Here is a 19,731-nt window from a genome sequence, read left to right as displayed (position 1 = left end):
CATTTCATTTGATCACCTTTACTGCTGCTGACAAAGGTTTGACGGGACTCCTTGTTCACTTGCATAACGGGGATGGACATCCGCACATTTCAGCTCCTCATCAGAGAATCTAATCCATACATAATCATCATACAGAACGCCATGCGTCTTTTTCACAATATCGGTAGGAACATATTCTTGCAGCCCCAAGGATTGCAGTATTTCATCGATGTGATGCCGGGTACGCGGTACACAGCGGGACTCGAAATAGTCCAGCACATCCCCAACGGAGACCTTAGCTTTACCCGGAAAAGGCAAAAAAACAGGCTCAACCTTATCATCTTGCCAGACTTCAACGGTTTGATTTATATAATCCAGTTTCACTTTGGCAATTACCCGGTCATGCTCTAACACCTCAAATTGAAGAGGAGGAGCTATGAACCTATTCAGTTTCTTCATCTGCAGCCTCCTGATTATCCAAAATATTAATAGCCTTGCTTTATACTAGTATAGTCTAAAAACCGCCGTAAATCCTTCATTCGTCAAAGGTTCCGATCGTTCGAGTCCAGCAGCTTTTTTTGACAAAGCGCTCTCTAACAGGCAGACCCGGCCGCTTCATATTATCCAGCACAAAAAGAGTGCCCCGCCGCCATTTTCATGACTACCCGGAGCACTCCCTCTTGAGAGCTTACTATAATTAATTCAATTTACACGTCTGAACGTTAATTAGTTCAAAGCCTTCCATACCCAGTTCTCAACCTCTGGAAGATCGATGCCTTCTTCACGGATGTACTGGTTATGTTTCTTCACCATAGCATCCATTTCATCAGCGATATTCTGATATTTGCCGGCATCCGGCAAGCTCAGCACAGCTTCCTTCGTGAGGTCGAAGCGGTCCATCTGGTTGAGTACACGCATATCGAACGGTGTAGTGATGTCGCCATTCTCGCGGTAGCCATGTACATGCAGGTTATGGTTGTGGCGGTCGAAGAACAGGTCTTTGATCAGGCCTTCATAGCCGTGGAAGGCGAAGATGACCGGTTTATCCTTTGTGAAAAATTGATCAAACTGCTCGTCAGATAAGCCGCGCGGATCGAGCTTCCGGCTTCTCAGCTTCAGCAGATCTACCACGTTAATGTAGCGGATTTTCAGTTCAGGCAGCTTCTCATGGAGGATTGAGATCGCAGCCAGGCTCTCCATAGTAGGTTCTGTACCCGACGAAGCAATAACCACATCCGGCTCTCCGCCCTTGTCGGTGCTTGCCCAGTCAATGATTTTGAGGCCTTTGTCCACCAGTTCCTGAGCTTCATCTGCCGAGAACCACTGCGGACGCGGGTGCTTGGAGGATACAATCAGGTTGATCTTCTGACGGTCATTCAGAATGGTGTCGAAGACAGCCAGTAAGGAGTTGGCATCCGCCGGCAGATACTCACGGATAAATTCCGGCTTCTTATCAGCCAGGTGACCCAGCAGACCCGGATCCTGGTGAGTGTAACCGTTATGGTCCTGCTGGAATACAGTTGATGTTGCAATAACGTTCAAGGATGGAATATCTGCGCGCCAAGTTTGATCAGTCGCCTTGCGCAGCCATTTGAAGTGCTGGGTAATCATCGAATCGACAACGCGCAGGAACGCTTCATAGCTGGCGAAGAATCCGTGACGGCCCGTCAGTACATAACCTTCCAGGAAGCCTTCCGCCTGATGCTCGGATAATTGGGAATCAATGACACGGCCGTAAGGAGCCAGGAATTCATCCTGCGGTTCCTGGATGGAATCCATCCATTGACGTTTCGTCACTTCAAACACAGGTCCCAGACGGTTAGACATCGTTTCATCCGGTCCGAAGATCCGGAAGTTGCGGTTCTCTTCGTTAAGCGTTACAACCTCTTTCAGGTACTTACCCAGTACGGCCATATCTTGCGCGATCACTTGACCCGGTACGGAATTATCCAGTGCATAGTTGCGGAAATTCGGCTTGTGCAAATCTTTGATCAGGTTACCGGCGTTCGTTACAGGATTCATGCCCATACGTCTGTTGCCAGTAGGCAGGATCTCAGCCAGATCAGCGTTCAAACGGCCATTCTCATCAAATAATTCTTCAGGTCTGTAGCTGTTCAGCCATTCGAGCAATGCTGGTGCATGCTTCATATTCTTCTGATCTACCGGAATCGGCACCTGATGGGCCCGGAAGGAGCCTTCATTCGGCACACCGTCCCACGCTTTCGGACCGGTCCAGCCTTTTGGGGTACGGAAGACGAGCATCGGCCAAGCAGGGCGTGTGGTGTCGTTATTTTCGCGGGCATTCTTCTGAATCGCTGCGATTCTTTCAATGATCGTGTCCAGAACCTTAGCCATTTCCGGGTGCATCAGATCAGGATTCTCGCCTTCAACGAAGAACGGTTCCCAGCCACTTCCTGCAAAATAAGCGGTTAACTCTTCTCTGGACATCCGGGACAGAATGGTCGGGTTGCTGATCTTGAAGCCGTTCAAATGCAGAATCGGCAGCACCGCGCCATCTGTAATCGGGTTAATGAACCGGTTTGAGAACCAGGAAGCCGCCAGAGGACCGGTCTCTGCTTCACCGTCACCTACAACAACTGCCGAGATCAGGTTCGGGTTATCCAGAATGGCACCCACACTGTGAGACAAGGAGTAACCCAGTTCGCCGCCTTCATGAATCGATCCTGGTGTTTCTGGAGCAGCATGGGAAGCAACTCCGCCCGGGAACGAGAACTGTTTGAACAATTTCTTCAGTCCAGGGATATCCTGAGTGATCTGAGGGTAGATTTCAGTGTAGCTTCCGTCCAGATAGGAGTTCGACACCATAACCTGGCCACCATGGCCCGGACCTTCAATATAGAACATATCCAAATCATATTTAGTAATTACGCGGTTCAGATGCGCATAGATAAAGTTCTGCCCAGGGATAGTGCCCCAGTGTCCGATCGGCTTCACTTTTACGTCTGCGTCCTTCAAAGGTTCTCTTAACAACGGGTTATCCTTCAAATAGAGCTGACCCACGGAGATGTAATTGGTTGCGCGCCAGTAGGCGTCAAGCTTTGCCAAATAAGTTTTAGAAGAATAATCCACCTGTGCGATTGATAATCCCATTTCTTCCACTCCCTAATTTTTATCTTTGTATTTTGAATATATCACTTCTACAGTTACATCATACTCCTGGCTTTAATAAATTCAATCTTTTTAGCAATTGATACGGTCCAATATTGTGAATTTTTGAACATAGTATGAAATCCGCAGCAAATTAGTTATAAAAGAAGCATAATTTTAATAACCATGGATGTATTTGTAATTTATTTCACAAGCCTCTTTTTTATACTCCGCCGCCCTCCTGATCTTCCTGGGGCAAACAAAAAGACCGGAACTATCTTCCCGGCCTTTCGTGATTATTATTCAGTTATTCCGTTAATGAACCGATACGAAGGTATTGAATTTCAGATATTTGTAATGGAACCGCATATGTGAGAATTCGAACGGCGTCCCATTATCCAGGAAGAAGATCCCTTCCATAATCCCCACGGGCTCATTTTCCTTCAGGTGGAGCAGCTCCTGATCATTAGCTAACGACGGCTCGGCAAAAATAGACAAAAAGGATTTGGTGACCGCCAGATTGCGCGATTCCTCCAGATAATGAAAGATCGACCCTTCTATAATCGCCATATCGAGATCCTGCACGATTTTAATCGGAATGTATCCGGTCTCGATCATAAAGGGTTCATCATCAAACAGACGCAAGCGGACAATTTTATATACAAAATCATGGGGCTGCAGGAACAAATCGCGCTGAAGCTCTTCCGTAGGCCGAATAACCTCGAAATTCAGTACTTTGATCTCCGGCTTCTTGCCATGCATCTGGAAGTTGTCAGAAACCCCGAGATTAGAGCCTTCGTAATTAAAGATGGAATCGTTTTTTATGTACAACGGGTTAATAAAGGTTCCGGATCCGCGTTTCTTGAAAATAATGCCGTAGCTCTCCATCTTGGTTAGCGCACGCTTAATGGTGCTGCGGCTAACCTGATACGTTTCACTAAGACTGCGCTCATCCGGCAATCTCATATCAGCAAACCGTCCCGCAAAAATCTTCATTTTGAGGTCATCAATAATTTGCTTATAGACAAATTGTGTCATGTAGCACTCCTTCGTCGGGCCCTGCATTAAATTTCAATATTAAATATATCATATTAGGGTGAATGATAGCGTTCAAATTTCAAACCTGAAACCCCGCCTGTCAAAGCGCGTACATAGAACTGGAAATAAATATATTACCAGGGGGAAATGCAAAATGGAGAGAAAATTTGTTATCAGTTTGATCATTGCTTTTATGGCGCTGACGGGGTGCAGTTCGGATAAAAACACGGCAGAGTCTCCGGCGTCTACAGCTGCTGCTTCGGCAGAAACACAGGCTTCTTCAGTGAGTCCTTCAGAGACACCCGCGCCTGAACCTACTATCGCACCAACACCTGCACCTAAAAAACTGTCTGATACAGAAGCTGTGGCGCTTGAATACGTCAACGTCTTCTTAAACGGGTCAGATGGGGAAGCGAAAAAGGTCTTTATCACTGACAACGTCTATCCGGATGCCCAGCCGCTGTTTCAAATGATTCAATCCGTAGAAACACCTGATGACCAGAAACTTAAGAATCCCCAGGTTCTCGAGTCTACACATTATTCTGATGAAGGCGGAATGAAAGTTGAGGCCGTGCTAATTCAAGGCCAAAAGGCCTCTAACCCCAAAAGCGAATTGATCGTTCTTATCAGTGACCTGAAAATTATATGGGCAACAGATTCATCTGACCAGGAAACATTCGGCGAAGCAAGAAAGGTCTTCAAAGAGCACCTCCCGGAAGCTTCGTTATCAACCGTACCTGCTCCTAGTGAAATGTTAAGAGATATCCGGAATTTCGTCATTTCCGATGTGTGGAACGAAGGATTTGTTGACATCCATTCGTATATGAATAGCGGGACCGGCAGTACAGGACAGAATCTGGATATCAATTTCACCGTTGAGCAGCTGGCCAAGACCATGGATAAGAAAAAGGAATACGACAGCTATATCGCCGGTCTTGATTCCAAATACGATTCACTTAAGCAGGTCTGGACGAAGCTTTCCTCCGAAACAGATCGTCTATACAGCCTGGTTCAACAGAATCCGCCTAAAGCCAACGATACTACTGCAAAATTTGATACCGGAATTTTCAATCAGTATTTGGAGGCCTTTGAGAAGGAAGTTGACGCCGCAATAAAATAATTGCATACAAAAATGCAGTCCATCTCCTTAGGGGGAGGACTGCAATATAACAAACAGCTATAAAAATATTATATTGTTTGCTTTTTACACTAAAAATTAGGGTTTCTAGGTAGGCCGGAACTGTCTTATAATGAGATTGGGCGGGAAATTCCAACCGTTTGTGAACGCGTGTTTACACTCCTGCCTGTCATCCACTTTGTAGGAGGAATGGTTATGCAATACGGTCATTTTGACGAAAAAAACAAAGAGTACCTCATCACGAAGCCAAATACACCAGCCCCATGGGCCAACTATCTTGGCTCGCCGGAATACGGCGCAATTATCTCAGGAAATGCCGGAGGCTACAGCTTCGTGAAATCCGGAGCCAACGGACGGCATCTCCGCTACCACTTTAACTCCAATGACGAACCCGGGCGCTACATTTATGTAAAAGATCTGGAGAACGGGGATTATTGGTCCGGCTCCTGGCAGCCGGTAGGTAAAGATCTGGATCAATATCAATCCGTATGCCATCATGGAACCGGATACACGAACATCGTCTCGGATTACGATAACATCCATACAGAGTCCTTATATTACGTGCCGCTGAACAAAACCTATGAGGTATGGCGGATGAAGGTCCGCAATGATGGCACCACAGCACGGAAGCTGGCTCTCTTCGGCTTTGCTGAACTAACCAACAATAACAACTATGAGCAGGATACCGTCAACCTGCAGTACACCCTGTTTATCTCGCGGACTTATTATAAGAATAACAAGATCCTGCAGGTCATCAATGAGAATATCCCCGAGGAGCAAACCTGGAGATTCTTCGGCGCTGCCGGCGCGGAGGTGGCCGGTTACGACGGCGACCGGGATACCTTTCTGGGAGAATACCGCAGCTACGGGAACCCGGCTTCTGTTGCCAACGGTGAATGTTCCAATTCACTCAACTACAACACGAACGCCTGCGGTGCATTGCAGATCAATGTGGAGCTGCAGCCGGGCGAAGAGAAAGAAGTCGCTTTCCTGCTGGGACAATACGATGAGCAAGGCGCGTCTGAAATTCTCAGCCACTACAAGGATTTGTCTGTTGTAGAGGAGGAGCTCGAAGAACTGAAAGCGTTCTGGCACAGCAAGCTCAACCGCTTCCAGGTCCAGACCCCGAGCGATAATCTGAACAATATGATCAACACCTGGAATGCTTACCAGTGCTTCATTACCTTCATCTGGTCGCGTGCTGCCTCCTTCCAGTACTCCGGTCTTCGTAACGGACTAGGCTACCGGGATACGGTACAGGATATTCAAGGCATTATCCATCTGGATCATGAGATGGCCCTTGAGCGTCTGAGACTGATGATTTCGGCCCAGGTATCCAATGGCGGCGGGCTTCCACTCGTCAAATTCGATCATAATCCTGGCCATGAAGGCACTCCGGACGATCCGGAATACGTGCGGGAGACCGGTCATCCCCATTATCGCGCCGATGATGCCCTGTGGCTGTTCCCGACGGTTATTAAATACTTAAATGAAAGCGGTAACTGGGACTTTACGAATGAAGTGGTTCCTTATTCGGATAAAGGCGAGGATACGGTGTATGGACATCTGCGCCAGGCCCTGCAGTTCAGTCTGGACCGCATGGGTGCACACGGTATGCCGGTTGGGCTGCATGCGGACTGGAATGACTGTCTGCGTCTTGGAGCCAAGGGAGAATCTCTGTTCGTCGCCTTCCAGCTGTACATGGGCTTCAAAATATTCATGGAAATTGCCCAGAATAAAAACAAGCCGGAAGATGTAGCGTGGGCACAAGGCCTGCTTGATGAGCTCGACGGTAACATTCAGAAGTATGCCTGGGAGAAAGACCAATTCGTACGCGGGTTCACCGAGGACAATTATACGATTGGCTCCTGGGAGAACGAAGAAGGTAAGATCTGGATGAACCCGCAAAGCTGGGCAGTGTTAAGCGGCGCCGCCCGTCCAGAGCAGGCGAGGGTCTCCATGGATAAAGTCTACGAGAATCTGCGGACAGATTACGGTACTATGCTGTTCTATCCGCCATTCCGTAAATACGGCTTGCCCGTAGCCCTTATGGCCCTCTTCAACGCCTCCACCAAGGAGAACGGCGGCATCTTCAGCCAGCCGCAGGGTTGGCTCATTCTGGCCGAGACGATGATCGGCAATGGCGACCGCGCGTTCGAGTATTTCCTGAACTGCAGTCCGGCCAGCATGAATGATAAAGCTGAGGTCCGCAAGCTTGAGCCTTATGTGCATGGCCAATTCGTCGAGTCCAAGGATAGCCCGTACCAGGGCCGGGCACATGTGCACTGGCTCACCGGCACCGCCTCGACCGTCATGGTCTCCCTGGTAGAGGGCATCATGGGAGTTCAGCCGCAGAAGGATGGCCTCCGCCTGAACCCATGTGTTCCTTCCGACTGGACAGAATTCTCTATGGTGCGGGAATTCCGCGGCAAGAAGCTGAACATCCGGGTTGAGAACAATAACGGCGTGCAAAAAGGGGTATCCCGTATCGTCATTAACGGTGAAGAAATCCAGGGCGACCTGATTCCGGTTACCCAATTGGCAGCAGAGAATGATGTGCTCGTCGTTATGGGATAAGAAGGTAAATATACGGAATAGAGAAGAGGGCGGACCGTTATGGTCTGCCCTCCTATTTTTGTCTGCATCACGTTCCTTCTACAACCGCGGATCCATCTCCTTCTCCTTCGTTACCTCAAATAACAGGTTGGCCGCAATCTGCTTGTAGACCTCGTTCTCCGCCGAAATCTCATCCAGCTTCACTTCCAGCAGCTGTCTGCCCAGGCGGTGCTCAGCTAAGGACGTGCGCAGTTTCGGAGCGATATTCTTCTGCTTCATCAGCTTGGCATATTTATGCGGGAACTTGTAGTCATACCCGTAGATGATCGACAGGTAGCCAGGATTACGGACCTTCAGATACGGAACCACCCCCTGCTGCTCCTGCTCCGGCTTAATGACGATACCTTCCATATGCTTCTCCACCGTTATTTTTGCGAAATACTCCTCTGCCTTGATGTAGGCATCCGGCTCATTCAGGTCGAGCACCAGCACTTCGTCGTCGTTCAAGAAGCGGTATTGTTCCGAAGTCAATCCGTCAGGTATCCGTTCTTCCCCACTTTCCAGCACTTCCTTCAGGATGGCAAAAGGTTTATACTCAAGCTCCGCATCACCCGCATATAGCTCCAGCTGCTGCTTATATATCTGGTAAGCTTCGTCCCGCTGGTCAAGATCTACGTAGGAATCTCTTATGTCCCGGATATGCTTATACGTCTGGTACACATGAGAGCCATAGCTGCTGTTAAGCGCCTCTTTGGTCAGATGATGCTGATCCTGCTCAAAGCCGCTCGCCTCATAATCCTGAATCAGCTTGCCCAGCGACTCCTCGAACCCATGTTGTCTGAGGAATTCCAGCTCTGTCTCCAGAGCCCGCCCAATCGGCCGGAACTGACGCTCAATCAGCCCATCCCCAAGTGCCTTCCACGGCAGCAGCTCCCCGTCCAGCAGAAGTACACGAATGTTTTGCTCCGCCATATACGCTCCGAATTTCTGCAGCAGTCCTTCGTAAACCGGAGTCAAATCGACCGCTTTGACCTTATATCCATTACGGCTGACTGCATAACACTGCTCTATCTCCCGGTAGAGATACACACTACAGCGTGATCCCATATACTTGGGCTGCAAGACTACTTCCGATACACGGCGCCCGGCAAAATAATCCAGACCTTTACGCAGCGACTCCAGCTCACCGGCAGCTACGTCCTTATCCGCAGGTGACATCGTCCCCGAGATAAAGTTGACCCGGTTCCGCGAGGAATATTGCAATCTGCGCACAGCTTCGTAATCCAGCTCCTGCAGCGATACGGGCTGCTCTTCATGGAACAACGTTGGCAACTCTTCCTGCAGCACAATCTGATGAGATTTATGGCTTTTATAAAAAGGTTTGAACGATATGCGGACAGAAGTCAGGCCGTTCCCCTGCACGGCTCCCGTGTCGAGGTGGAGCTTGTTCTTGATCCGGAACGTCTGCTTGGCGGCAATATGACCAAAGAGATGGAACGGGTGATTACTCACCGCCTCCTGCTTCAGGAAATCAAGCTGCTGCTCGTACGCAGATTCACGGTCCAGCCGGAAGTTACGCTGATGGCGCAGCGAATTCGTATCCAGCTTCCCGATATACTTATTGCGGCAGGGCGCGTGTGTAACATAGAAGGAAGGACCCTGCATACCGATATAGCGGTAAAAAGGCTTGGAATCCTCCACCAGTACCGAGAATTTACTGAAGAGCTCAGCGTCCTCTTTTAAAGCCCGGGTCGAATCAAAATACGTTCTTAGCAGCTCCGGATCGGTCCCTTGAATCTCACCCCGCAGGTATTTATAGACGAAATTCTCATGGTTGCCCATCACCAGCAGGAAATGCCCCCGGTTCTCATACAGGAACTCTATCGTCTCCCGTGTCTGCTTGCCTTTATCAATCCAGTCGCCGGTAAGAATAATCTTTGTGTTACTCAGCTTATCTGTAGCGCTTAACTTACCTTCTTCTATTTTATATCCATAGCTGCGCAGTAGCCCCTGAAGCTCTTGAACACACTCATGGACATCGCCGACAACAATATACTCCAGATCCTGCGGAAGCACTGCCGAAGTATAAGCCTCCCAGTCTTCTATGATCACCCGGTAGTCCGAATTAGACAGCACTTCGCCCTCACCCGCGCCTTCCAGAAGGAAATCCTTCGCGCGCACTTTATGGATTTTGTTGTAGCCCTCACGTGACAATACGGGCAGCACTTCTTTTCTCAACCGGTTCAGATGACCCGAGATCAGTTTCTTCGACCGCTCTGAGGCATAATAATCCTCCCGTTTGCGGTAATCGAACAGAATGACTTCGAGATTGTAATTGTTCTCCTGGGCAATTGCGCGGACTTTACTGCGGTAATCTTCAGCCAGTCCAATCGTATCCATAATCACAAACTCCGCATTAATCGGCCAGGAGGTTACCAGCTTCAGCCGCTCGAACAACAATTGAAACGTATGCGAGCTCGCCTCCAGCATCACCTGATCATATTTATCGTAGTCATACCCTAAGATCTCCTGTCGGATGCTATCCGAGGACAAGTACTGCACATTTGTGCGCATCCCTTTTGAGCTATCCGCAAGCTTCAGCTGCGGGATCAGGACTTCCTTCGCAAACGTCGATTTGCCGCATTCCGTTGCTCCCACCAGCATGAATATCGTGTGTACCCGGGTTTGAATGTCCACTGTCTATTCCTCCTTTCTGCGCACAATCGCGCTTTGCGTCGTCCGGATCTCATCTACCCGGTCACCGACCATCCCGTACTCCGCCTCAACGGCCAGGCCTTGAATCGTATCTGTGAACCACTCACGGAACGCTTCAATACCCATTTCCCACTTATGATCCTCATGCCGGAATCCTTCCAGCTCATAATACCGGTTGAAGTCAGCATTCGGTGTCGTTACAATCAGTTGTCCGAAATCCACACTTCCGATAATTTGCCGGATCAGCGTAGCTGCTTCATCCTCGCTCATATGCTCTACCACTTCGGTCAGGATCACATCGACCTGCTCCCCGTTATACGACTCCAGAAAATGATCCAGCGAGCCAAAGGTGGCGATGTTATCGATTTGCTTAGCTTTTGCCTTGCGGTTCACAACCTCCAGCAGTTCTTCATTGATATCTACGGCGTAATAGGTACTCTCGATCTTCCCGGCAAACGGAATGGCATAGAAGCCCTCCCCGCAACCGATATCCAGAATCGGCTTATTGAATGGAAGCACACTAGAGATAAACGTCCGCCGCTGCATCGCCGTACCGCCATACTCCAGCCCGATGGAAACCTGCTCCGTTTGCTCAATGGAGGCTTTGTAGCGCTTGAACAGTTCCCGGGTAGTAAGGAAGCTCCGTGCAAACAGACTGCGGATATAGAAAGGGGCATCAATAACGTTCAGACTGTGGATATATTTATCCAGAATGCGGTCCGAAATATCGATATACTCATCGCCAAAAATGGATAAGAACAAGGACAGCACACCAACTGCATGTAAGAGGTGGTATAAGCTTTTATGCGTGGTAATGGTCAGTGAGTAGCTCTTATGCGCCTGGTGCTGCAGGGAGAAGGTATAATCCTTCAGATGCTTGTTGAAAAATTCAATATAGTGCAGCCGCTCCACCTGAACCATATGGATATAAAAAGTATGCTCATAGCCATCAATGTCCCGCTCATCCTGCGTCTTAACAGGCGTGGAGAAGAACTCATTAACCGCATTCAGCGGAAACAGCGGGGTGTTATACCGGGAGACATTGAGATACTCAAAGCTCTCACTGTCGTTCTGCTTATAGGAGAGTTCATTATCTGCATCCTTGAAAAAAACGTTATACGTAGCATCATCCGAATACCAGCCGTAGGCCATACCTTTGCGTACCGGGCGAAGCTGCATGCCGCTCTGCGGATTTTTTTTGATCAAAAAGGTGAACTGCGGGTTTGTTGATTTCAGTTGAACAATAGCCACTACGATCTTCCTCCTGTCGGTCTTTCTATCTGAGCCACTCTCCCCATACTTCCTGCAGGGCTTCCCGGAAAAGAGCATCCAGCTGCTGATCTCTGTTGTCCGCTTTAACACTTAAGGCCGCCGCTGCCACCTTCTCCAGCACTTGAAGCTGCTCTTCCAAATAATCATTAATCGCGCTTAACCGCGGCTCAACATCCAGTTCCTCACCGGACTTCTTCCGTTCCAGCAATTGCTGCAATACCTGCCACAGCTCTCCATCCTGCGGAATCAGCCGTTCTACCAGTACATCGAATTCCATCGGCGGCATCTCTTCATAGCGGTTAATCCATTCACAGGCCAGAACCGGGCGCAGCACATAAAAGTACTTCTTGATCTTGACCTGCTCACCCTGCAAGTAATCGCGGTAATTGCCTCTAGCCATGTTCAAGTAATGGTACATACACGATTTCGGTGAAAAGGTATAAGGTGATATCCCTCTAAGCTGCTCCGCCACACTGAACTTCTCTGCATACTGGATCGGCGATTGCAGCCATTCCAGCAGCGGCGGGTTGGACTTGCGGAATAAATTAAGCGCCTTACGTAAATCCCATCCATTGATATCCAGCATATTGTTAATGGGATGCTCTATGACATCCCGTTTATCGTAGATAGATAAATACCATTCCGGCTTATGCAGGTATATGAACCGCACATCGTAATCACTGTCCTGCGAGGGGAAGCCCCACGCCCGGCTGCCTGATTCACAGGCATAGAGGATGGTAACCTGCTCTTCCTGCTCAATCTGTTCCAGCTGCTCCAGGATAAGTTTATGTATAGGGGTCATTGTTATCACTCCAGTTCAACTCGGCTTCATGAACCTATCTTCCCTCATTTTCTCATTCACGAACAGGGCGGAAGTATGGCGGCAGGCAAAAAGCCTTCCATTTAATTCAACTCTGGTGCTTAATATAAATAAGTACTATCACTTCTAGTGGATTCGTTACAGGCTGGAGGATTATAAAATGGCCAAGGAAAGTTTCGATAAAGAAATTCAGTTTCTCCGTATGCTGTCTTTAGCCGGGGGAGCCTACAGCAGGCAACAATTCGCCGACCGGCTCGGCATTTCAGTACATACCTATGACAAAACGCTGCGCAACCTGAAGGAGATGGTTACCGTCCTGCAGCAGGATCTGCCTGCTGAACAAGGAACTGAACTCTCAGAGTGGCTCCGCTACAACTATTATGAGTCTGCCGACCCGCTGCTGCTGTTCCTGTTCCGGGCCAAGTCGCTTAAGGAAACGGAGAGCATCCGGCTTACTTTACTCTTAACAGCACTCCAGACTCAGGAGCGGACTGCCAAGGATCTGCAGGATCTGTGCAGTGAGCAAATGCCCGCCGACTCTCCGCTGCCCGATGAGAAGACCATCCGGGGCGATCTGAAATATCTGGAGGAAGTCGGCGTCATTCTCCGTGTCAATGAGCGGCGTCCTTACCGGTACAAGGCTGCCAACGACCTGATTGACCAGCTAACAGATGACCAGCTATTGGACCTCTATGACTACGTGGATGTCATCGCCAATACACAGATTCCGTCCGTACAGGGCTACCTGCTGCGCGACACCCTGAAGAAGGTTCTGCGGAAGCGGGGCTTTAACCCCGAAGCTACAGAAACCCATAGATATAAATACAATTACCATTCACGGATTCTTGACGAGGCTCATCTCTATACGATATTCGGAGCTATTCAACAGCGCCGGCAAATCCGGTTTCTCTATCTGTCCCCGAAAAAAGGCATGAACTACACCTCCCAGAACACGAACCCTCTCTTTGAGCGGGAGTCGGCGGGTACTTCAGACTGTATTCTTCCGCTCCGTGTCGTCTATGACCATCAATATGGACGGTGGTATTTAATCGGACATCATGCCCGGATGGGGATCAAGAAATTCCGGATGGAGGGCCTTACCCAGATTGAAGAGGGCGATGCTGTGGAAGAAGACAAATACGCGGAGAAGCTTAAGCAGCTGGAAGCGCAGATGAAGAACAGTTGGGTCACAGATACCAACCGTGCGGTTAAGGTAGCCGTCAGATTCTATAACCCCAGCCGGTCTGGCGCTAATTTCATCCGGGAGCGGGTTGAGGCGCAGGGACAATGGGGCGTAATTACAGAGGAATCCGATTCAACGTTCCTGTACGAGATCGAAGTGAACGAGATTTATGAAATCAAGCCCTGGTTACGGAGCTTCGGTTCGAGCTGTGAGATCTTAGAACCCCGCTGGCTTCGTAAGCAATTTATTGCGGAATGGAAGGAGCTTCGGAGCTACTATGAATCCATTTGAGAAAATATTCAATTTCCAGATCATCTCACGCCTCGATGAAGCGGGGTCACTCGCGCTGACCTCCCAGGAACGTTCCTGGCTGAAAACGATGCTTAGGCATCCGGCTTCGGAGGCCGCTTTTACACCGGAAACTTTAAGCAAATTGAATACGCTGTTGGAACCCGAGGCTTCTATTGAAGTAGGGGAGATTATTATGGAGAAGGCCCGCAGTAAAGAGCGCCAGGTCTATCATCCGCTGCTCCGCACGCTCCGCCGCATGATTATGCAGAATCAAGGCATCCTGATTGCATATCAGATTAAGCATGGAGGCGAACGAACGGATCAAGCCGGGTTCCCTCACAAGCTGGAATATAACATGTATAAGCGGGAGTGGTATCTGCAATGGTACAGCACCCGGCAGCGTTCGCTCATGTCCACTAAATTAAGAAATATTGTGTCGGTCGAAGTATTCCCCATCCCTGCTAAACGGATTGACGAACTGAAGACACGGATAGCGCGCTTATTAGACGGCCTGAAGGAATCCGCCTGCATTCAAGTCATCCCCACCTTTAATGCGGAGCTGTCACGGATCCTATCCGCCTTTTCCTGTTTTGATAAGTCCGTGTCTTATGATGAAGCCTCCGGCATCTACCAGATCCATGTCAACTACATGAGAGACGACAGCGAGTTCCTGTTATCCCGAATCCGGTTCCTGGGTCTGCGTGTAAAAATCACCCAGGGCGAGCAGCTTAAGCGGCGTATGCTGAAAACGGCTGATATGGCGCTTGGGCGGTATGGGGAGGCGGGGGAGTGAGTATTGGCCGGTCATGCATTGCTAAGCATCGACCAGAACTTCGATCATCATCGCCGCACCGGCCTTGAACCCGGACACAAATGCAGCTGTCATCTCCAGCCCCTGTACTTGCGAATACAGCTCCAATAAAGACTCCAGCTCCTCATACTCGCCTGCGGACAGCTTCTGCTTCCAAGTCTCTAAAGAATCGGTAATTTGCTTGTTGAGCGGGCGGTAGTTGGGGTCCTTTGAGATCATGACCTCGTTAGGGAACAAACTGCCATGATATAGCGATTCCAGAATGCTTAACATTAGGTCCTCCTTTATGAGCTGCATCATTAATTTATGATCTAAACCAGCATAGCATATCTACAGAACACAACCGGTACGCTTAAGCGTATAGGCAATACAAATGCTCAGGATAAGTGAGGGATTACAGTGGGGAAGAGAATTGTAGTAAAAATAACTGAATTGACCAATAAACATAAGATTTCAATACGGGAGTTGTCCAGAATATCCCGTGTCCGCCATGCAGCATTAAGTGAACTCGCCAATGGAAAGAGAGAAAGCATCAGCTTCAGTCATATTGTTAAAATTGCAGAAGCTTTAAACATCGAGGATATACGGGAGATTATTGATTTAGTTGATAATAAGGATAAAGATTGATACAAAGAATCCAGAAAAATAGTTAGAGTAAAAGACACCCCTAAAGGTGTCTTTTATTTACCCTATATGCACGCAGGGAGATTCGAACCTCATTCAAGCCTCGGACAAGCGCATGGGTAGGGATTTTTAATATAACCTACTCCACCTTCATATAATACAAATTCGCAGTACTATCCTTCGTAATCGTATGCGCACCCGCTGCGAGAGAGACCGTGGCAATACCATTCGTGATAGTATAGCTGGTTCCATCTACTTTAACTTTGGTTCCTTCGGAGTTGAACACTAATGTTAAAGTCGAGGCTTTGGCTGCTGTGAATCCAATGCTGGTTGCGCTCTCGATCTTCAGACATTGGGTTAAGGTCAGACCGCCATATACTACAGTTCCTTTACTCGTGGAGAGATTCCCGGAAATAGAGAAGAAGCTGCTCGTTATTCCGGATGTAGTGAAGTTATGAACAATTGCCCCAGTAGTGGGCGTTGCAGTCGGCACCGGAGTTGCCGTTGGTACAGGTGTTGCTGTTGGTACAGTCGTTGCAGTCGGCACCGGAGTTGCCGTTGGCGCCGGGGTTGCTGTTGGGGTTGCAGTCGGTGCCGTTGTTGCTGATGGAGTCGGAGTCGGTCCTGACGGATTGGAGTTGCCCCCTACAGATACAAGCCCCGTGGTGTAGCCCTGGATAGCAGACATCAGCGCTGCGTTAATTGCATACGATGCGTCATCCACCGAATTATTAAATGTCCAGCTGAAGTCTCCCCCGCTCAGGCGGCCTGCTTTTGCCCTAACCGTCTGTTCAACCACACTTACACTATCAACGGCAGCTGCACTTACTCCAGTATTCACAGTGGTATCGAAGTTGTTATACGCTGTCCCACCCACTAGAGCTTTGTAAGAGCTTGGAACGGCTTCACTTCTCGACGAAGCTAAGTATGCATCGAAGGAGGTGGCATTCGCCGGAGCGGTTCCGGTACTGGAGTTGGCATAGATCAGACTTGCCGCACCAGTAACACTGTTGTTGTAGGCTTTGATCATACCACCATTTTCGCCTGAGAACGTACCTTCTTCCCCTATAGCATCCGTGCCTTGCAGGGAACTAAGCATTGGATCTTTAGTATTTCTAAACACATTCGATTCTACAAAAGCCGAAGCTCCGGTTGTAACGCCGACGCCATATTTGGAGACCCCATCATAGAAGTTATTATAGACATGAACAGAAGCTACTCTGATCCGCGGATGACGGGAGTCCGAATGATCGAACCAGTTATGGTGGAAGGTGACAAAGAATTCGGCAGACTCACTAAGTCCGACCAGAGCTGCTTTTCCGGAATCAAAATAGTGGTTGTACGAGATGGTGATATACGTTGAGCCTTTCTTGAGGTCCGTAGAACCGTCACCCTTAACCTGGTCCGCGTCACTTCCAGCAGATCCGTAGAAAATATCATTATTATGCACCCATACATTTGCATTGCCTGTATCCATTGAAATACCGTCGTCAGGGAATAACATCACGCCCAGATTTCTGACTTCGACATTCCCCGTATATCTAAGCAGCATTCCCCAGCCGTAGGCATACGCATCTTTCCCGATACCCTCGATGGTAATATTCATTTCCGTATAATTGTTTTTACCTTTGACTTCAAGATAACCACTGCTGTTGAGCTGTCCGCTCAGATCAGAGGCTGTAACTTTCCCGATAATCCGGATAGCCAGCGGCGTTGTATCGTAGCCTTTTTGTCTCAGTGTCAGAATTCCGCCCAGACCAACCCCGGTCTGTACTGTACCCGAGCTGCTGGTTTTCACACCGAGCGTTACGGTTTGCGCATTCTGCGAGGTGATATACAATACCTGTGCCCCGCTCTTCAGCGTTCCATTATCATTATAAGCACCGGAGCCTGTACCAAATTGCGAATTGGCTGAAAAAGCAAATCCAGACCGGTCATACGGCGCTACAGCCAGCGTTCCTGAGACAGCGTTTGCCGTCACTGCACCTGACGATACAGCCTCAACCTTCATGACATAACTTCCGGCTGCAAGCCCTACGGCATCAGCTCTCCAATAAGACGCGTATTTGCGGATCAATTCGTTATTAATCTGCTGATACTGGGTGTCCGCTGCGCTCGCTGCTTTAACATATACATTATATCCCGTTGCATTACTTACTGGTGCCCACTCCACATAAGCAGCTTCATTTCCGCCTCCACTGCCCGTTATCGTAAGACCCGCAGCGTGTGCTACCGTAGTTCCCCATCCGCCGGCGATCAGAGATAGTGCAAGAGAAAATAATAGAACTATACTGGTTACCTTTGCAACTGTCCTTTTCATTTCATTGCCTCCTAATTATAATTTGTTGCAGATCTTTCTGTAACCGCTTGCAATAATCTGTGATGCTGTTCAATCCACCTCCTCATTTACCGGCTAATCCGAACCGTTCAAGCAGGATGGGATGAACCTCTCGGACATCCAGAGCATACCAAATGTGAAAAGGGTGCTTAAACAATCATTTGCTCATATCGGCAGGAATTCTGCGGTATTATGAGTTAATGATTATTTCGCAGCGAGATGATACTATACCGCAAATCAGAGACGGACCCATGGGTACACAAAAAGTGACTTCCCCGAATGAGAGTCACCTTTTGTGTGTGATAGGCGTTTACTTATCATCAGTAATTCCTAAATCATTATGATTATTGTTAGCCATTCAGCTGCGTCATCAATTCTTTCATATAACGTGTTCCGTGGACTCCACTCTTGGGGCTTACCTTCTCGATCCGCGCTAAGTCCTCAGAATTCAGCTCAATGGTTGTTGAGTTAGCATTCTCCTCCAAATATTTGATCCGTTTCGTTCCCGGAATGGGCAGCGCGTCATTAGCGATCGTCCATGCAATTGCTAATTGGGAGGGCGTGCAATTTTTCTCGGCAGCAATTTCTTTGATTTTATTTGCGATTTCTATATTCTTCCGGAAATTATCACCTTGGAACCGGGGCATGTATCTGCGAAGATCATTGGCCTCCAAATCATCGAACTTCCGGATTTCACCGGATATGAAACCCCGGCTTAACGGACTGTATGCAATATGCGTAATACCGAGCTCTCTTGCAGCCGGCAGGACCTCATCTTCAATGTCCCGGCTCCAGAGGGAATATTCGCTTTGCAGAGCAGAAATCGGATGTACTGCGTGGGCACGGCGAAGTGTAGACGCAGAGGCTTCAGACAGACCGAGACTGCGTACCTTGCCCTCTTTTACCAGATCAGCCATGGCTCCAACGGTTTCTTCAATCGGAATATCTGGATCTACCCTGTGCTGGTAGTAAAGATCAATGTAGTCTGTATCTAACCGGCGAAGACTATCTTCAACGGCTTTCTTCACGTAATCGGGATGACCGTTCAAACTTTCATAGTTAGGCGTATAGGCAAATTTGGTTGCAATAATAGCTTGGTCCCGGCGGCCTTTGACAGCTTTCCCCAGAAGCTCCTCGTTATGCCCGTTTCCGTACACATCCGCCGTATCCAGCAGATTCACTCCGATGTCCAGCGCGCGGTGAATGGTCTTGATGGACTCCCCGTCATTGGTTTCCCCATACATTCCAGGCGACATCCCCATTATTCCCAGCCCAATTGAAGAAACGAGTATACCGCTATTCCCGAGTGTTCTTTGCTTCATGTGTTGTACCTCTCCATCTATTTAATATTATTTTTTGCTGACACTTCCAGCTGGTCCAGCAGTTCCGTCTCAGAAGGAAGTCTTCCTTGTTCTATCTCCCCATAGATGACAAGCTTGTTGTCGACTGCTTCAAGGGCTTCGGCAAGCTCGGACTGACGCCGCTGCAAATCCTCTTTATATTGATGGAGAATCATTTTTCTCTGCGGAATGGTCGAATCCCCGTCTAAAGCAAGGCGGACCATATGTTTCAATGTAGCTACCTTCATTCCGGTTGCCCGGAAGCAGGACATCAATCTCATCCAGTCCAGGTGTTCTTGCTCAAACTGACGGTTTCCATGTTCATCTCTTTGAATATAAGGGAGCAGCCCCTCCTTCTCGTAATAACGGATCTTATGTGCAGGGCAACCTAGCCGCTCCGAAGCCTCTTTTATGGAAAAAGACATACTGGCTACACTCCTTTCATGCTCCTATTTGGATGTAATCGACCGGATCTGTTTAAGCTTAAGGGTTAATGTGCACATTAAGGCAACCCCCAA

15 protein-coding genes are annotated in these 19,731 nt (G+C 48.7%); 5 read left to right on the top strand and 10 right to left on the bottom strand.

All coding sequences use genetic code 11. The features are described 5' to 3' along the window. Nucleotides 1–18: 18 nt before the first annotated feature. The 3 genes from PBOR_RS01075 to PBOR_RS01065 all read right to left on the bottom strand — a co-directional run bounded on the left by PBOR_RS01075 (nt 19) and on the right by PBOR_RS01065 (nt 4,125). A complete protein-coding gene (locus PBOR_RS01075) occupies nt 19–438 on the bottom strand; it encodes a hypothetical protein (protein ID WP_052429278.1) in 420 nt (139 codons plus the stop codon). 267 nt (nt 439–705) lie between these two features. After that, nucleotides 706–3,090: a phosphoketolase family protein gene (locus PBOR_RS01070; protein ID WP_042210053.1), complete on the bottom strand. Its 2,385-nt coding sequence runs from the start codon at nt 3,088–3,090 to the stop codon at nt 706–708. Between the two features lie 312 nt (nt 3,091–3,402). Beyond that, complete coding sequence (locus PBOR_RS01065) at nt 3,403–4,125, bottom strand: GntR family transcriptional regulator (RefSeq protein ID WP_042210052.1); 723 nt, start codon at nt 4,123–4,125, stop codon at nt 3,403–3,405. A 154-nt stretch (nt 4,126–4,279) separates the two neighbouring features. Here PBOR_RS01065 and PBOR_RS35155 point away from each other — a divergent pair, with 154 nt between their 5' ends. Together PBOR_RS35155 and PBOR_RS01055 are read left to right on the top strand one after the other, a co-directional pair. Further along, nucleotides 4,280–5,245 (top strand): hypothetical protein, encoded by a 966-nt coding sequence (locus PBOR_RS35155; protein ID WP_052429277.1) that lies wholly within the window; start codon nt 4,280–4,282, stop codon nt 5,243–5,245. Nucleotides 5,246–5,458: 213 nt separating this feature from the next. Then, a complete protein-coding gene (locus PBOR_RS01055; RefSeq protein WP_042210051.1) occupies nt 5,459–7,840 on the top strand; it encodes a glycoside hydrolase family 94 protein in 2,382 nt (793 codons plus the stop codon). Nucleotides 7,841–7,918: 78 nt separating this feature from the next. Here PBOR_RS01055 and PBOR_RS01050 read toward each other — a convergent pair whose 3' ends face one another. The 3 genes from PBOR_RS01050 to PBOR_RS01040 are packed head-to-tail and all read right to left on the bottom strand — an operon-like array spanning nt 7,919 to nt 12,608. Beyond that, nucleotides 7,919–10,516, bottom strand: coding sequence for a metallophosphoesterase (locus PBOR_RS01050; RefSeq protein ID WP_042210050.1), 2,598 nt, complete (start codon nt 10,514–10,516; stop codon nt 7,919–7,921). Between the two features lie 3 nt (nt 10,517–10,519). Then, complete coding sequence (locus PBOR_RS01045) at nt 10,520–11,785, bottom strand: class I SAM-dependent methyltransferase (RefSeq protein WP_042210049.1); 1,266 nt, start codon at nt 11,783–11,785, stop codon at nt 10,520–10,522. A gap of 25 nt (nt 11,786–11,810) precedes the next feature. Further along, nucleotides 11,811–12,608: a nucleotidyltransferase domain-containing protein gene (locus tag PBOR_RS01040; protein ID WP_042210048.1), complete on the bottom strand. Its 798-nt coding sequence runs from the start codon at nt 12,606–12,608 to the stop codon at nt 11,811–11,813. Between the two features lie 178 nt (nt 12,609–12,786). Between PBOR_RS01040 and PBOR_RS01035 the strand changes: the two genes are divergently transcribed. Beyond that, nucleotides 12,787–14,100 carry a helix-turn-helix transcriptional regulator gene (locus PBOR_RS01035; protein ID WP_042210047.1) on the top strand — a complete coding sequence of 438 codons (1,314 nt, stop codon included), beginning with the start codon at nt 12,787–12,789 and terminating at the stop codon, nt 14,098–14,100. Next, the gene (locus tag PBOR_RS01030; RefSeq protein WP_042210046.1) at nt 14,087–14,893 is read left to right on the top strand and encodes a WYL domain-containing protein; all 807 of its coding nucleotides are present in this window, start codon (nt 14,087–14,089) and stop codon (nt 14,891–14,893) included. Before PBOR_RS01035 ends, PBOR_RS01030 begins: the two co-directional genes overlap by 14 nt. A gap of 21 nt (nt 14,894–14,914) precedes the next feature. On the opposite strand, the gene PBOR_RS01025 is transcribed toward PBOR_RS01030, so the two are convergent. Then, entirely contained in the window at nt 14,915–15,184 is a 270-nt protein-coding gene (locus PBOR_RS01025; protein WP_042210045.1) for a DUF6809 family protein, read from the bottom strand. Between the two features lie 126 nt (nt 15,185–15,310). Here PBOR_RS01025 and PBOR_RS01020 point away from each other — a divergent pair, with 126 nt between their 5' ends. Next, nucleotides 15,311–15,538 carry a helix-turn-helix domain-containing protein gene (locus PBOR_RS01020; protein WP_042210044.1) on the top strand — a complete coding sequence of 76 codons (228 nt, stop codon included), beginning with the start codon at nt 15,311–15,313 and terminating at the stop codon, nt 15,536–15,538. 136 nt (nt 15,539–15,674) lie between these two features. Here PBOR_RS01020 and PBOR_RS01015 read toward each other — a convergent pair whose 3' ends face one another. The 3 genes from PBOR_RS01015 to PBOR_RS01005 form a co-directional block, all read right to left on the bottom strand. Then, nucleotides 15,675–17,855 (bottom strand): pectate lyase family protein, encoded by a 2,181-nt coding sequence (locus PBOR_RS01015; protein ID WP_042210043.1) that lies wholly within the window; start codon nt 17,853–17,855, stop codon nt 15,675–15,677. 368 nt (nt 17,856–18,223) lie between these two features. Beyond that, nucleotides 18,224–19,195 (bottom strand): aldo/keto reductase, encoded by a 972-nt coding sequence (locus tag PBOR_RS01010; RefSeq protein ID WP_042210042.1) that lies wholly within the window; start codon nt 19,193–19,195, stop codon nt 18,224–18,226. Nucleotides 19,196–19,212: 17 nt separating this feature from the next. Then, nucleotides 19,213–19,638 (bottom strand): MerR family transcriptional regulator, encoded by a 426-nt coding sequence (locus PBOR_RS01005; RefSeq protein ID WP_042210041.1) that lies wholly within the window; start codon nt 19,636–19,638, stop codon nt 19,213–19,215. Between the last annotated feature and the right edge of the window lie 93 nt (nt 19,639–19,731).

This window comes from Paenibacillus borealis, from assembly GCF_000758665.1.
Classification (GTDB): domain Bacteria; phylum Bacillota; class Bacilli; order Paenibacillales; family Paenibacillaceae; genus Paenibacillus_AQ; species Paenibacillus_AQ borealis.
Note: the sequence above shows the minus strand (reverse complement) of the source record. Positions and strands in the feature narration are given on the sequence as shown.